Origin of the sequence: Serratia sp. L9 (assembly GCF_050632285.1) — a bacterium.
In the GTDB taxonomy this organism is placed as follows: domain Bacteria; phylum Pseudomonadota; class Gammaproteobacteria; order Enterobacterales; family Enterobacteriaceae; genus Chania.
Window position 1 is genome coordinate 5,326,881 of the sequence record NZ_CP192591.1, and the last position, 14,231, is coordinate 5,341,111.

Sequence of the window (14,231 nt, forward strand, 5' to 3'; positions counted from 1 at the left end):
ACTCCTTAGGCTTTATTCATATCTGAAGTGACAGTTTTTTTAGCGTCGGATTTCTTCACCGGCTCGCTAATATTTGGACGCAAAATATGCAGACAGATGGCGGTTACAATGACGCCGATGGCCATATCAAGGACGTACCACAGCGGGGCTTTATTGACGCCCGCGATGGCGATTAACCCGCCGTGCGGCACCATCGATTCCACGCCGTGAACCATCGCCAGGCCAGCACCTACGGCGCTGCCGATAATGATTGAAGGCAGAACGGTTTTAAGGTTTTTCACCGCGAAGGGAATCGCGCCTTCGGTAATCCCGATAAGGCCCATAAAGGCGGCGGAGGTGCCCATGCGGCGTTCATCCTCAGCCCATTTGCGCTGTGAAATGAAAGTAGAGAGGGCGATACCCAGCGGTGGAATGGCGCAGGCAATACGGTAAGCGCCGTTCGGGCCGTAAATACCTTCAGCCATCAGCGCCAGGGTGAAGGCGGTAGCGGTTTTGTTGACCGGGCCACCCATATCAAAGGCCGCCATGGCGCCGAGAATCAGCCCCAGTACTATGCCGCTGCTACCCTGCATATTGGAGAGCATGGAGACCAGCCATTTCATGGCAGCACCGATTGGCCCAATAAGAACGTACAGGTAGAGCATGCCGACGATGCAGGTTGAGACGATAGGGATAATCATGATTGGCATGACCGGCATCAGCGCCTTGCCAACCTTCCAGGTTTTAATCCATTTCGCGACGTAGCCGCTGAGGATACCGAGCAGCATCGCCCCGAGAAACCCGGTGACCACGTGGTCGGCACCGAGCGGTGTGCTGGCCATAAAGCCGGTGATCACCCCCGGCGTCAGCCCCGGTTTACCGGCAATCGAGTAGGCGATATAGGCGGCGAGCACCGGGATCATCATCCCGAGACCCGCGCTCCCGATAGCGCCCAGATTCAGTAAGAATGGGTTAGTGACCACCATCCCTTTACCCGCGACCGGCTCGCCGCCGACCAGCGACAGCGCCAGGCAGATCCCGCCAACCACCACCACCGGCATCATGTATGACACACCGGTGCTGAACGCTTTAACCAGCTCATCCTTTACGGCTTTCATATTTCCCGACATTTTCAGTCCTCCTGGTTCCCGCTATTTTTTATTAGGTGCACGCCAGATTCAGGGTGTCGAAATCCCCCAGACATTAATGTCTGGTTATAGAAATAACGGGCTCGCAGAAATTAAATTACGTTTTTTTCCCTTCCCGGATGCCGAAATAAATCCGGGAAAGGTCGCTTAAATTAACTCGCTAGCTTTTCCGCTTTATCAATAATTGCCGCGGGGTCGCGTACGACTTCGGCAGGGTTGAGTGAAATCACCAGCCCGGCATCTTCTTTTTCTTCAAAACGCTCAACGCCTTCGATACCGATGGCAATGGCCAGAATCACCACATCGGCTTCGGCAATCTCGTCTTCGCTTAATTCGTTCTCAATGCCCATGCCGCCCTGGGTTTCGACCTTCACGTCGTAACCGCGTTTTTTACACTCTTGCTCAATGGCTTCCTGCGCCATATAGGTATGGGCAACACCGGTAATACATGCAGCAACTCCGACAATTTTCATGAGTGACTCCTGATTTTTTATTTTGGCTGTTTATTTAAGTTTTTAATTTATGACCATAAAGCTATACGTCTAAGGTTCTGGTCATCAGGTTGTAGAGTACGTCGACGCTATCGGCATTTTTTATTTCATTGCGGAATTCCTCTTTCATTAATTTACGTGCGAGGGTGGAGAAATATTTCATATGCGCATGAGGATCGGCAGATTTGCTGACCGTGAGCATAAAGACGGTTTCCACCTGCTGGTCGCCCCAGGTAATGGGCGTTTCCAGCGTCGCCATACTGATGGTCGAATCGGTAATGTGGTCAGATTTGGTATGTGGAATGGCAAAACCGTATCCGACGGCGGTAGAGAAGGAGTCCTCGCGCGTCCATATGTCATCACACAGACGCTCCCGGCTGTCGGTACGATGGTGTAACCACAGATTGTCGGTCATTTTCTTGATGGCTTCGTTTTTATCCCTGACATCAAGATTGAAGAGAATAAATTCCGGCGCGAGAATCGGTTTCTGGCTTTCAGCCTTAACCGAGGGAGCCTGAAGCGCGGCTTTCACCGCCGCGGAACGCGTCAACGCGAGGGCTTCCTGCGCCAGCAACTGGCATTGTGCAAAGTTAAGTTCACGCAGCGTGTGCTTCACGCCGGGGATCGCGGTTCCACTCATGCTGAGTTCGTCGAACCCCATGCCGGTGAGCAGCGGCAGAAAATCTTTGCTGGCACCCAGCTCGCCGCAGAGGCCAATCCATTTCCCGGCGCGGTGCACTTCATCAATGGCAAACTGCAACGCACGCAGGAAGGACGATGCGTAGTTGTCATAGACGCTCGCTACCTGCGAATTACCGCGGTCGGCGGCGAAAAAGTACTGCGTCAGGTCGTTGCTGCCGACGCTAAAGAAGTCGGCGTATTCGGCCATTTCTGGAATGGCGAAGATAACGGATGGCACTTCCAGCATGACGCCGAGCGAGATGGCGTCGTTGAACGGTAATCCTTCCTCTCGCATCGCCTGCTTGACGGACTCCAGCACTTCACGACACCAGATAATCTCTTCCACGCTGGCAATCATCGGGATCATCACCTTCGCGTTGCCAGAGGCTGAGGCGGTGAGAATGGCCTTGAGTTGCATAGCAAATAACTCGCGATAGCGCGGATAGGTACGCACCGCGCGATAGCCGAGGAACGGATTCTCTTCATCACCGAGATTCAGGTAGTCGACGGGTTTATCGCCGCCGATATCGAAGGTACGGAAGATGACCGGCTTACCGTCGGCGCTGGTCATTACGCGGGTATAGAGTTCTGCCAGTTCGGCGTAGTCCGGTGGCGTTTCACGGTCCATAAACGACATTTCGGTACGAAACAGCCCAATCCCCTCAGCTCCGTTATTAAACGCGGCCTCGGCTTCCTCGAAACTGGCGATGTTGGCGGCGATTTCAAGGCGATTGCCGTCGGCGGTGACCGCAGGCTGATAGACGTTGCTCAGCATCTGCTGTTGCATGGTGTGCTGTACCGCCATTTCGTTGCGGTAATAACTCAGGACCTGCTCATCAGGCGCGGTGACTAAGATAGCCGGGTCGCCGTCAATGATAATGTCCTGCTGTGATTGCAAATTGAGCGTGGAAAAATCAATATCGGTCAGCGTCGGGATACCCAGCGAGCGGGCAAGGATCGCGGTATGTGATGTTTTGCCGGTGGCGGTAAGTACCATGCCCGCAAGCATCTGCTTATTAATACCGAGGAATTTACTCGGCGTCAGGCTATCAGCAAAAATAATCGACGGTGCGCTAAGTTCAAGGGCATTTTGCGGCAGAGCATGTTCACCGTAAACGGTAGCCAGTAACTGGTTGGTAATATCCAATACGTCAAGTACGCGTTCTTTAATATATTTACTAGACGAGCGGTTAAGTATTTCACAGAAATCCATTGCGGCTAATACAATAGCGCGCCAGCTATTTTCACCATTGTCAATAAAGTGAACGATGGCTTCCTGAAATGCGCTATCGGTAATAATGGATAAATGTGCCTGGATAATATCATGCTCGACGCCAACTTTGCTTTCCTGAGCGTCCAGTTTGGCCTGTTTTAATGCTTCAATACCGGCTTTCAGCGCCTGTTTTTCCTCGCTGGCAGCGCGGGTTTTCATTGGGGCGCGTGCGATGATGTCGTCAAAGCTCAGACTCTGTACCACCACCGGGCGGGCAATCGCTACGCCGCCGCTGATACGTGAGCCCTGAATGAAACTGAGCTGGGTTTCGCACAGTGAACGGGGAAGATAGCCAGCAGGTGCCTGCGTTTCTTCTTCTGAAACAACCTCAAATTGTGGGAGTTTTTTCAGCAACGCGGAGAGTTCAACCGCTGCGGTGTGGGCATCTGCGCCGCTAAGGGTAATTTCACAATCGTCATTCAGCAACGTATCTGTGGCGACGAGAGAGAGCGCGCTTTTGGCGCTGCCCTTTAATCCGGTGCGGATATTCTTCCAGCTCACCTCAGACTGAAAGGCATTACAAAGGCGCTCAATATGTCCTGCCGGTCTGGCATGGATACCTTCCTTGAGCTCACACTGATAGGTAATCAATTCCGACATAACCACTCCCAAAACTTTTCGCCAATGCGGGTTAATTTTGTTTTGCAGAATATTGCCTGCATTTCATGTTTATATCCTTGACCTTTCGCCAGTTGGTTTAAATAGTAAAAAAGTGACGTTTTCTTGAAAATAATAGCTTGGTATTTGTTTTGTGACCTCGGTCATGAAAATAAATTTAATTGAAGGGGAATGCAGCAATGATGATGAAATTACTATGGAAACCACTTTATTTATATTTATTGAGCGATATCTGGTGAGGTAAAAATAAAGGGTGATGTTGACTGAAGATGGTGGTGAATATGCATTTTCGTGGTCTGCTTTTTGATTTAGACGGCACACTGGTGAACTCTCTCGATTTTGTCGAGGCCTCTTGGAGCGTCTGGGCTGTGCGTAAGGGATTTAGTGCCCAGGCGGTGCGTCATTATCTGCATGGCAAGCCAGCGCTCAGTACACTTCGTCATTTTATGCCGAAAGCCAGTCATGAGGTTATCCAGCAGGAGTTCTTGGCGCTTGAAGCATATGAAGCCAGCCATGCTGAAGGTATCACTGCTGTACTCGGTGCAGCGGTATTTCTCCGGCAGCTTAATGCACTCAACGTTCCCTGGGGCATTGTGACATCAGGTTCGTTGAAGGTGGCCTCAGCACGTATTCACAACGCGGGGTTACCGTTTCCTGACGTGCTGGTGACCAGTGAAGATATTACGCGTGGCAAGCCTGATCCAGAACCTTTCCTGTTGGGCGCGCAGCGTCTGAATATTCCTGCTTCCCACTGCGTGGCATTTGAAGACTCACATGCTGGGCTTCTGTCGGCACAAGCTGCGCAAAGTGTCGTCATAGAAGTACTAACACCCCAGTCCGCAGTTCACGATATCGAGCCGTTCGCCGTTATTGCGCACTATCAGAACCTTTCAGTAAGCCAAAAAGGCGAGGCCGAGTTTTTCCTCAAGATTGAAAATGGAGCATGAGATGATCTCAAGAAAGACGCTGGCGAATGCGATTCGCTTTCTCAGCATTGATGCAGTACAGCAGGCAAAATCTGGGCATCCTGGTGCGCCGATGGGGATGGCGGATATTGCCGAAGTGCTGTGGCGGGACTTCCTCAACCATAACCCGGTAAACCCGGGGTGGGCTAACCGCGATCGCTTTGTGCTATCGAATGGCCACGGCTCAATGCTGATTTACAGCCTGCTGCACTTGACGGGCTACGATTTGCCGCTGAGCGAGCTGAAAAGCTTCCGCCAGTTGCACTCAAAAACGCCAGGGCACCCGGAAGTGGGCTACACCGCAGGTGTAGAAACCACCACTGGCCCGCTGGGACAAGGGATTGCCAACGCCGTGGGAATGGCGGTTGCTGAGAAAACGCTGGCGGCGCAGTTTAACCGCCCCAATCATGAAGTGATTGACCACTTTACCTATGTTTTTATGGGTGATGGCTGCATGATGGAGGGGTTTCGCATGAAGTCTGTTCGCTGGCGGGTACGCTAAAGCTGGGTAAGCTGGTGGCGTTTTATGACGATAACGGTATCTCAATTGACGGTCACGTAGAGGGTTGGTTCACCGACGACACCGCTCTGCGTTTTGAAGCCTACGGCTGGCATGTGGTGCGTGATATCGATGGGCACGATGCCCAGGCGATACAACGTGCCGTCGAGACCGCCCGCGCGGTGACTGATAAGCCTTCTTTGTTGATGTGTAAAACGGTGATTGGCTTTGGCTCACCGAACAAAGCGGGCACCCATGATGTCCACGGCGCACCGCTTGGCGAAGCAGAAATTGCCGCCACCCGTGAAGCGTTGAACTGGCCTTACGCACCGTTTGACATTCCCTCTGAGATTTATGCGCACTGGGATGCCAAGGAAACCGGTGAAGCCAAAGAGGGACAGTGGCAGCAAAAGTTTGCCGCCTATGCACAGGCTTTCCCGGAGGCGGCGGCTGAGCTGACTCGTCGTCTGAATGGCGAACTACCGGCGGAATTCGACGCAAAATCTCAGGCCTTTATTGAGCGACTACAGGCTAAACCGGCGAAGATTGCCAGTCGTAAAGCGTCGCAAAATGCCATTGAGGCCTTTGGCCCGCTGCTACCGGAGTTTCTCGGCGGCTCGGCAGATTTAGCCCCCAGCAACCTGACGCTGTGGTCCGGCTCAAAGGTCATCAATGAAGATAGCGCCGGTAACTACATCCACTATGGCGTACGCGAGTTCGGCATGACGGCTATTGCCAACGGCATTGCGCTGCACGGTGGTTTTCTGCCTTACACCTCCACTTTCCTGATGTTCGTTGAGTATGCCCGCAACGCGGTGCGCATGGCGGCGCTGATGAAGCAGCGCCACGTGATGGTTTATACCCACGATTCGATTGGTCTGGGAGAGGATGGCCCGACGCATCAGCCGGTGGAACAGATTGCCTCGCTGCGTCTGACGCCGAACCTCAGCGTGTGGCGGCCATGCTGCCAGGTTGAAACCGCCGTGGCCTGGAAACAAGGTGTGGAGCGCTCAGACGGGCCAACGGCGCTAATCCTCTCACGGCAGAACCTGAGCCAACCGGAGCGTACCTGGCAGCAAATTCAGGATATTGCACGAGGTGGCTACGTGCTGAAGGGCTGCGAGGGTGAACCGCAGGTGATTCTGATTGCTACCGGCTCAGAGGTAGAACTGGCCGTAGCCGCCTGGCAGCAGCTGACCAGCGAAGGCATCCGCGCTCGTGTGGTATCGATGCCTTGTACTGACCGCTTTGATAAGCAGGATGCAGCCTATCGTGAATTGGTGCTACCGGCTGCGGTGACCGCGCGTGTGGCGGTCGAAGCCGGTATTACCGATTACTGGTTCAAATATACCGGGCTGGGTGGTGCGATTATTGGTATGCACGACTTTGGCGAGTCGGCCCCTGCAGAACAGCTGTATGAAGCCTTTGGTATCACCGCTAAAGCCGTGGTACGTCAGGCCAAAGCGTTGTTGGCGTAATCACGCAGGCCCCCGCACGCGGGGGCCACTTTTCACCCAGGAGGAGCCATGTTCAACGTCGATTTGCATCTGCATACCGTGGCCAGCACCCACGCCTACAGCACCGTTCACGACTACCTTGCTGCCGCGGTGCGTAAAGGTATACGGCTGATAGCCATTACCGATCACGGCCCGGAAATGGTCGATGCGCCTCACGCGTTTCACTTTAACAATATGCGCGTTCTACCTCGAGTGGTGGAGGGCGTGGGCCTGCTGCGCGGGATTGAAGCCAATATTAAAACCAACGGCGAAACCGACTGTAGCGACAAAATGCGCAGCGCATTGGATCTTATTATCGCCGGTTTTCATAAGCAGGTTTTTGCCCCTGCTGACGTGGTGACTAACACCGAGGCGATGATTGCGGTGATCGCCAGCGGCAAGGTGCATATCATCAGCCATCCGGGCAACCCGGAATACCCGATTGATATTCCGGCGGTAGTTGCTGCCGCGCGCGAATACGATGTGGCGCTGGAGGTGAACAACGCGTCGTTTCTGCTTTCTCGGCGGGGCAGTGAAGGCAACTGTCGCAAAATTGTGGCGGCGGTGCGCGATGGGGGCGGTCTGCTGTCGCTGGGAACGGATTCGCATAGCGCCTTTGCATTGGGTGACTTCAGCGCCTGTCAGAATCTGCTGGTGGAGAGTGGATTTTCTGAAGCGCGAATTTTAAACCGCTCGCCGCAGCGGGTTCTGGCATTTCTTGAACGTCGCGGCGGCGAGCCTATTGCAGAGCTGAATGCGCTGTTCGCTAGAGATCGATAACGTTGCCTCTTGGAAGATTCAGTGATTTGCGGATAGCGGCAATGACTTCGGCGGGGTTGAGCAGCAGCGAATTGATGCAGACGTTGAGAATGCGGCAACCGTCAAAGCGCGTTGGGTTATCGATGGTGATATCGGAGGCAATGATGGCGAGTTCAGCCTCCATTAAATCTTTTGCGGTGATCTCATTTTTCAATCCCAGCACGCCCTGGGTCTCGATTTTGATCGAAAAGCGGTAGATTTTTGCCAGTTTTTCTAGTTGCTCGGCGGCCATATAAGTATGCGCTACGCCGGTCGCACAGGCTGTGACCGCGACGATATGCAGATTACGGTCGCTGGAAAAGGGTTGTACTTCCTCTTTCGCTGTACGTGCCATTATAAACTTGCTCCCTTGTTCTTACGCCGGTACTCAAGCGGCGTACAGTCATTGATATCCCGGAATACCTTGCAAAAATAATTAGTATCGGTGAAACCGCACTTCTCGGCGACCTCGTTAATCTTCATAGTGGTGTTGGTCAGCAGCGTTTTCGACCGTGAAATCCGGGCAAGCTTCAGGTACTCATTAAACTTCACGTCTGATTCGCGGGAGAACAGACGTGAAAGATAACCGGGGGAAATATTAAAAGCTTCCGCGACGCTTTCGCGGCTGATCTCCTGATGATAATGGCTATCAATATGGCTTTTGATGTCGTCCAGCAGTGAGAAGGGGCCTCTTGGGTTGTTCATCCCTTCGGCCACCTGATAAAGCAGGTCGTTAAGCAGCGCGTAGACGACGTGAGCGAAAGTCTCGCTGGTTTTATCCTGTGCCCACGCCATCGATTCTGCTAGCTCCAGCAGCCGATCGCGCACCGTACTGCTGGAGTTTTGCAGGTTAAATTTTTCAACTTCTTTAAAATGCGTACCATCCCAGTTACTAATACTAAAGCCAACGTCCTGCTTCCAGAAAACAATCGACATACAAATTACCGGGCTTTCCCACTGTGGCGAGTTCCAGCCGTTAGCAGGAATGTAGGTGATTGTTCCGACAGTACGCTCACATTTAACGACTCTGTCAATGCCCTTTGGAAGTAACATGCCAAGCACACCCTTTACTGTTAGCTCAATGCGCGGTACATGCAGGTGATAAGCCATAGCGGGAGGCTGCGCATTACCATTAGCGACCAGAACGCTTTGCGTTGTTGAGCATTGGGTGCTGAACTCGCTTAAAATTGACTGGATGAATGTTGGCATGATTAATGTCCCTATCGTTACTCATGGCTTTTAATTTTAGTTTTCAGTATCTTAATCGATATTGCGGTTGTCAGCGTTCCGGCAGTGACCGAGGCGATATAGCCAAGGTGGTGGCTCATGACTGGAAGCACAATAAGCCCTCCCCAAGGGGCTGCATTTGTGACACCAAACCATAATGAAAGGATAGCGGCTACTGAACTACCCAGCATAATCGCAGGAATAACACGCATTGGATCCGCAGCTGCGAAAGGAATTGCACCCTCAGTAATCCCCATTAGCCCCATAATCACGGCTGGTTTTCCAGCTTCACGTTCTACATCGTTAAAAATCCCTTTGAATAAGAAAGTCGCCAATGCCATTCCCAATGGTGGTGTACACACGGCTGCCGCTACGGCGGCCATCAATTGCGGGTTGGTTGAGATAAGCGCCACGGCAAAGAAGAAGGCGGTTTTATTCATCGGTCCGCCCATGTCGATGGCAATCATGCCACCCAGAATGCCGCCGAGGATGATAAATGATCCCCCTGCATATTGGCGAGCCATTCACTCAGCCACTTCATCAACCCAGCGATCGGGTCGCCGATGATGTAGTACACTGCCATCCCGGTGATGAAGGTACCCAGCAGTGGGATAATAAAAATCGGCAGCACCATGCGCAGAAAACAAGGAATGTTCAGGCGCGCAATCGCCGTCAGCAGCACCCAGACCACGAGTCCGGCAATAATGCCCGCCAGCATACCGCCGAGAAATCCGGCGCCCATCTGATAGGCCATAAGGCCACCAATGGCGCCAGGAGCAATACCCGGTTTATCGACCATTGACCAGGCGATAAATCCGGCCAGAATCGGAATAAACAGTGTTAATCCCGCCATGCCAATTTGCGACATTGCCTTAAGAAAACCGCTCTCCGGTATCGCCGTATGGCCGTTGAGCATGACCGACAGCGCCAGCAGTACGCCTCCCGCTACGACAAAAGGAACCATATAGGACACGCCAGTCATAAAATGTCGCTTGGTATTTTTTAAGAGCTTTAGCATACCGGCCTCGTTGCTAGGTTGGGCGAATTAGCGCACTAATGCGCTAAAAATAAGGTCATAGAGCGCAATAGGGGTAGTAGTCGCTTTAACTTTGTTGACGAACTCGTCGTTCATCAGCAGCCGGGCAAGGCTGGAGAGATAGCGCATATGTTCATTTTCTACAACAATCGCGCTAATGATCAGCATAAAAACGGTATCCACCTGCACACCACCCCAGGCAACTGGCTGGCGTAATCTTGCGATGCCAATGGTAGAATGTTCTACTGCCGCGGTGCGCGCGTGCGGAATGGCAAAGCCTGCTCCCACCACAGTCGGGAACGGGCTTTCTCGTGCCCATATGTCCTGACAAAGTTTGTCGCGAGAGTCTGTGCGCTGGAGTAGCCATAAATTGTCGACCATTTTTTTGATCGCTTCGTTTTTATCTTCCACGTCCAGATCCCACTGAACCAGCTCAGGTATTAATAGTGGCCAGCTGTTCGGAGCGACGACGGGTTGTTCGCGCTTTTGTTGCTGTACAGCCATCTCATGGTGGTAGTAGCGCAGGATCTTTTCATCAACCTCGGTAATAAGCATACCGTGATCGGCATCTAGCACTAAGGTGCATTGATGGGCAAAGGTGTCAGGATAGAAATCGATATCCACCAGGGTTGGAATATTTCGCGCCTGAGCGAGGATGGCTGTATGCGAATTTTGACCAGACGCCGAGAGCACCAGACCAGACAAATTATGTTTATCCAGTGTCATCAACTGACTGGGAGTAAGCACGTGGGCCAATACCAGTCTTGGGTATGTGAGCGGAGGCATTGGCAGTAGCAGCGGGTGTTCAGTGTAGAGAGTGCTCAGGATCTGCGTAGCTATATCGAGAATATCCAGTGTACGCTCCTGGATATAACGACTGGAGGAACGAGCCAGCACGGCGCTGAAGTCTATCGACGCACGCACTATGGCAGACCAGGCATTGATGCCCTGATAGAGATAGTTGCTAATGCTTCTCTGAAACTCATCGTCATTAATCAATTCCATATGAGCTTCCAGAAGGTCGTGCTCAATGCCTTGGAACTGTTGTAATGAGGCTTTTTTCTGTTCCCGCAGCGTTTTCAGCGCGGCAAGCAGGCGTTGTAGCTCTTGTTCCGGAGGATTTTTCTCGGTAGGAGCTTGTGCCAGCAGCTTATCGAAGCTGATGCTTGGAATAAATATTGGGGGGGCTATGGCAATCCCTGCATTGAGGCTGACTCCGGTCAGATAATGAGGGTGTAGCTCTTCAAGGCTGCGTGGAAGATGACCGGGAATAGAAGATGGGATGACACTTAAATCTGGGAGCCTTGGCAACAACTCCGTTAGCGCCGCCGCCGCGCTAGAGCTATCTGGCCCGTCTAAGGTGATACGACTGTTATCGCCGAATAACGTGTCGGTGGCAACCAAGGAAAGCGCATTTTTGGCGTTGCCTTCAATCCCCGTGCGCATGTTTTGCCAGACGATATCGGCCTTGTAGGTATTACAAATCCGTGCGATATGTCCGGCGGGCCTTGCATGGATCCCATCACTCAATGTGCAATGATAGGTGATTTCCTTTCCCATGTTTGCTCCTTAAGGTGTTGAGCGGACAGGATTGCTTTCTGCTATTCTTTCTCGAAAATTTAATGGCTGATATAGTAAAAAAATGACCTCATCTTGAAAATTGGAACCAAATAATAAATTTGTGATTTTGGTCATATTTTATTTAGGTTGAGCCGCTGAAGCGTTTGAAACGCCAGACAGTCGCTGTATCTAGAGGTTAGTTGGCATATTAACGCCAATATTGAGATGACCAGGCCCCGGTTAAGGTAAAATGTCCTTAATCTTAAAACCCCAAAAAAGTATGTGTGTTTACAGCTTTCAGGTCATATAGATCGACAGAACTATTGGCGTATTTCCATAACTTAACATTTAGAGTAATCAGGAACTTCCGCTTTTGGCACGGGCGGACAGGACACAGGTTCACTAGGCCGATATGAGCAAAAAGCTAACCTTGCCACACTCTAACTATTGCTTCCTTTGTCTGAATAAGTATTATCCTTAACAAGATTCACTGGTGGATTAGTTGCTTTGATTGCTGATGCATAGTAGCAATCCTTATTGTCATTGATAAGCATTGATTTCCAAGGCGACTCAGCACAAACATTGCTTTTACAGGTTCGTATATATGAACCACATACAGTATAAAACGGACATTTATTCTTTGATGAAACTCCCAAATTTAATGTGTTTATTATTTCGCCAGAGGGTTTGTAATGAAGCAATATGAAATGAAAACACGCACGTAACATTTTTGAACCGAATAAAGTTGATTCACCATTTCCTGGTAATTCAAAATCATACATTACATCACATAGCGGTTTTTCTTCATCATCGTACCTTTTCTGAATGATAGTGCAACCACCAAACTGTTTAATAAAATCGTTCATCGACTCGACTTGTTCTGAAACGTTTTCTATTATATTCAACTCATAAAAGGGGGTGCTTTTTCTAAAGTTCAAATTATTTTTTATTTTACTCAAAGTGAGTTTAAAAAATCTTCCCATTGGTTCATCAAAAGGAAACAATGAATTAACTTGAGTAAAAGTTTTTTTATATTTTCATCTTGTTCAGTTAGTTGTTCTTTAACACGTGATACAAGATTTTTATATCGACAATTATCACTCAGTGATTCAGATTCTTTTAGTAATTCAAATAAAACTTGAGGAGGGGCGTTGGACTGTAAAGAGGCCAGCATACAACAGATTATGATATCATTACTCAATGAGGGGGTAATGCTTCCTGCTAAATTTTTTATAATGTGGTAAGGATAGAAGAAGGCGTTTTGAGGAGTGCCATTCATTTTTTTACACATTCACTTTCGAGCATAACGGCTACTGATTCGAGTATCTCAAGCACGCCTATACCTGTGATCATTGAAACTGCTTGATTTTGTGAAAGATGAGATCATGCTGACAACATGAATGTTGAGCTTAACCCTGAACAGAAACGTGCTCTTGAGGCACAACATCGCAAATGTCGTGACCGTAGAGTCTGCGATAGGATACGTTGCGTTCTCCTTTCTGCTGAAGGCTGGTCTGCTTCCATGATCGCCAAATCTCAGTTGATTGATGAAACTACAGTGCGTCGGCATCTTCATGGCTGGTTGAAGGAGCAAAAGCTGACGCCTGAAAATGGCGGTTCTGACAGTCATCTCAGCGAAGCGCAGAAAGCAGAACTCATCACCTACCTGACTGATAATCTTCTCCCTACCACACAGAGCATCATTGAACTGATTGATGAATGGTGGGATATCCGTTACACGGTTCCAGGCCTGAATAAGTGGTTGCACCGCAACGACTTCAGCTACAAAAAACCCATCGGGGTTCCCCACAAATACTGTGCTGAAGCACAGCGGGCGTTCGTGGAAACCTATGAAAAACTGAAGCATGAGGCAGGCGATGAGCCCATCCTGTTCATTGATGGTGTTCATCCGACACAGGGAACAAAGCTGGCCTATGGCTGGATGCCCAAAGGTCGGAAAACCATCGTGGACACAACGGGTAGCCGGACCCGGCTGAACATCATGGGGGCCCTGAATCTGAATGATATCGGCGGTACAGTGATCAGGGAGTATGACACCCTCAACAGCCTGAATATCGGCAAGTTCTTCATCGCCATCCGCGAGACCTATCCAATCACTCAGAAGGTTCACATCATTCTCGACGGTGCGGGGTATCACCGGTCGGAGTTGGTGCAAGAGTGGGCGTATGTGATGAATATCGAGTTGCATTACTTGCCGTCCTATAGCCCCAATCTGAACCCGATGGAGCGATTATGGAAGGTGATGAATGAAGCGGTGAGAAATAACCGTTACTTCAGTTCTGCGTCGGAGTTTAGGCAGGAAATACGACGATTTTTTAGTGAAATATTACCGGAAATTGCCGGGACTCTGTCACGCCGTATTAATGACAACTTCCAGGTTCTTAAACCTGCATCTTCAAGTTAAGTGTGTATATCTCCTGTTTTGAGTTTGCCATTTAG

13 protein-coding genes and 1 pseudogene are annotated in these 14,231 nt (G+C 50.6%); 4 read left to right on the forward strand and 10 right to left on the reverse strand.

Annotated elements, in window-relative coordinates:
* Positions 1–5: 5 nt before the first annotated feature.
* From ACQ86O_RS25385 to ptsP, 3 genes are all read right to left on the reverse strand, one after another.
* Positions 6–1,109: a PTS fructose transporter subunit IIC gene (locus ACQ86O_RS25385; protein ID WP_431223366.1), complete on the reverse strand. Its 1,104-nt coding sequence runs from the start codon at positions 1,107–1,109 to the stop codon at positions 6–8.
* Between the two features lie 170 nt (positions 1,110–1,279).
* Positions 1,280–1,600: a PTS fructose transporter subunit IIB gene (locus ACQ86O_RS25390; protein WP_233679202.1), complete on the reverse strand. Its 321-nt coding sequence runs from the start codon at positions 1,598–1,600 to the stop codon at positions 1,280–1,282.
* Positions 1,601–1,661: 61 nt separating this feature from the next.
* Positions 1,662–4,172 (reverse strand): phosphoenolpyruvate--protein phosphotransferase, encoded by a 2,511-nt coding sequence (gene ptsP, locus ACQ86O_RS25395; RefSeq protein WP_431223367.1) that lies wholly within the window; start codon positions 4,170–4,172, stop codon positions 1,662–1,664.
* 299 nt (positions 4,173–4,471) lie between these two features.
* On the opposite strand from ptsP, the gene ACQ86O_RS25400 reads away from it, so the two are divergent.
* The 3 genes and pseudogenes from ACQ86O_RS25400 to ACQ86O_RS25410 all read left to right on the forward strand — a co-directional run bounded on the left by ACQ86O_RS25400 (position 4,472) and on the right by ACQ86O_RS25410 (position 7,930).
* Positions 4,472–5,137, forward strand: a complete 666-nt coding sequence (locus ACQ86O_RS25400) for an HAD-IA family hydrolase (RefSeq protein ID WP_431223368.1) — start codon at positions 4,472–4,474, stop codon at positions 5,135–5,137.
* 1 nt (position 5,138) lies between these two features.
* A pseudogene (tkt, locus tag ACQ86O_RS25405) lies at positions 5,139–7,132 on the forward strand (transketolase).
* 48 nt (positions 7,133–7,180) lie between these two features.
* The gene (locus ACQ86O_RS25410; RefSeq protein ID WP_431223369.1) at positions 7,181–7,930 is read left to right on the forward strand and encodes a phosphatase; all 750 of its coding nucleotides are present in this window, start codon (positions 7,181–7,183) and stop codon (positions 7,928–7,930) included.
* Here ACQ86O_RS25410 and ACQ86O_RS25415 read toward each other — a convergent pair.
* From ACQ86O_RS25415 to ACQ86O_RS25445, 7 genes are all read right to left on the reverse strand, one after another.
* On the reverse strand, positions 7,917–8,303 hold the full coding sequence (locus ACQ86O_RS25415; protein ID WP_431223370.1) for a PTS fructose transporter subunit IIB: 387 nt from the start codon (positions 8,301–8,303) through the stop codon (positions 7,917–7,919). The two genes, ACQ86O_RS25410 and ACQ86O_RS25415, sit on opposite strands and share 14 nt — an antisense overlap.
* Positions 8,303–9,157: a helix-turn-helix transcriptional regulator gene (locus tag ACQ86O_RS25420; RefSeq protein ID WP_431223371.1), complete on the reverse strand. Its 855-nt coding sequence runs from the start codon at positions 9,155–9,157 to the stop codon at positions 8,303–8,305. The genes ACQ86O_RS25415 and ACQ86O_RS25420 overlap by 1 nt, the downstream gene beginning before the upstream one ends.
* A 17-nt stretch (positions 9,158–9,174) precedes the next feature.
* On the reverse strand, positions 9,175–9,642 hold the full coding sequence (locus ACQ86O_RS25425; RefSeq protein WP_431223372.1) for a hypothetical protein: 468 nt from the start codon (positions 9,640–9,642) through the stop codon (positions 9,175–9,177).
* Entirely contained in the window at positions 9,639–10,139 is a 501-nt protein-coding gene (locus ACQ86O_RS25430; protein WP_431223373.1) for a hypothetical protein, read from the reverse strand. The genes ACQ86O_RS25425 and ACQ86O_RS25430 overlap by 4 nt, the downstream gene beginning before the upstream one ends.
* A gap of 81 nt (positions 10,140–10,220) precedes the next feature.
* Complete coding sequence (locus ACQ86O_RS25435) at positions 10,221–11,771, reverse strand: PTS sugar transporter subunit IIA (RefSeq protein ID WP_431223374.1); 1,551 nt, start codon at positions 11,769–11,771, stop codon at positions 10,221–10,223.
* A 440-nt stretch (positions 11,772–12,211) separates the two neighbouring features.
* Positions 12,212–12,775, reverse strand: coding sequence for a hypothetical protein (locus ACQ86O_RS25440; protein ID WP_431223375.1), 564 nt, complete (start codon positions 12,773–12,775; stop codon positions 12,212–12,214).
* Positions 12,727–13,050 carry a hypothetical protein gene (locus ACQ86O_RS25445; protein ID WP_431223376.1) on the reverse strand — a complete coding sequence of 108 codons (324 nt, stop codon included), beginning with the start codon at positions 13,048–13,050 and terminating at the stop codon, positions 12,727–12,729. Before ACQ86O_RS25445 ends, ACQ86O_RS25440 begins: the two co-directional genes overlap by 49 nt.
* Before the next feature lie 117 nt (positions 13,051–13,167).
* On the opposite strand from ACQ86O_RS25445, the gene ACQ86O_RS25450 reads away from it, so the two are divergent.
* The gene (locus ACQ86O_RS25450) at positions 13,168–14,196 is read left to right on the forward strand and encodes an IS630 family transposase (protein ID WP_431223377.1); all 1,029 of its coding nucleotides are present in this window, start codon (positions 13,168–13,170) and stop codon (positions 14,194–14,196) included.
* Positions 14,197–14,231 lie beyond the last annotated feature (35 nt).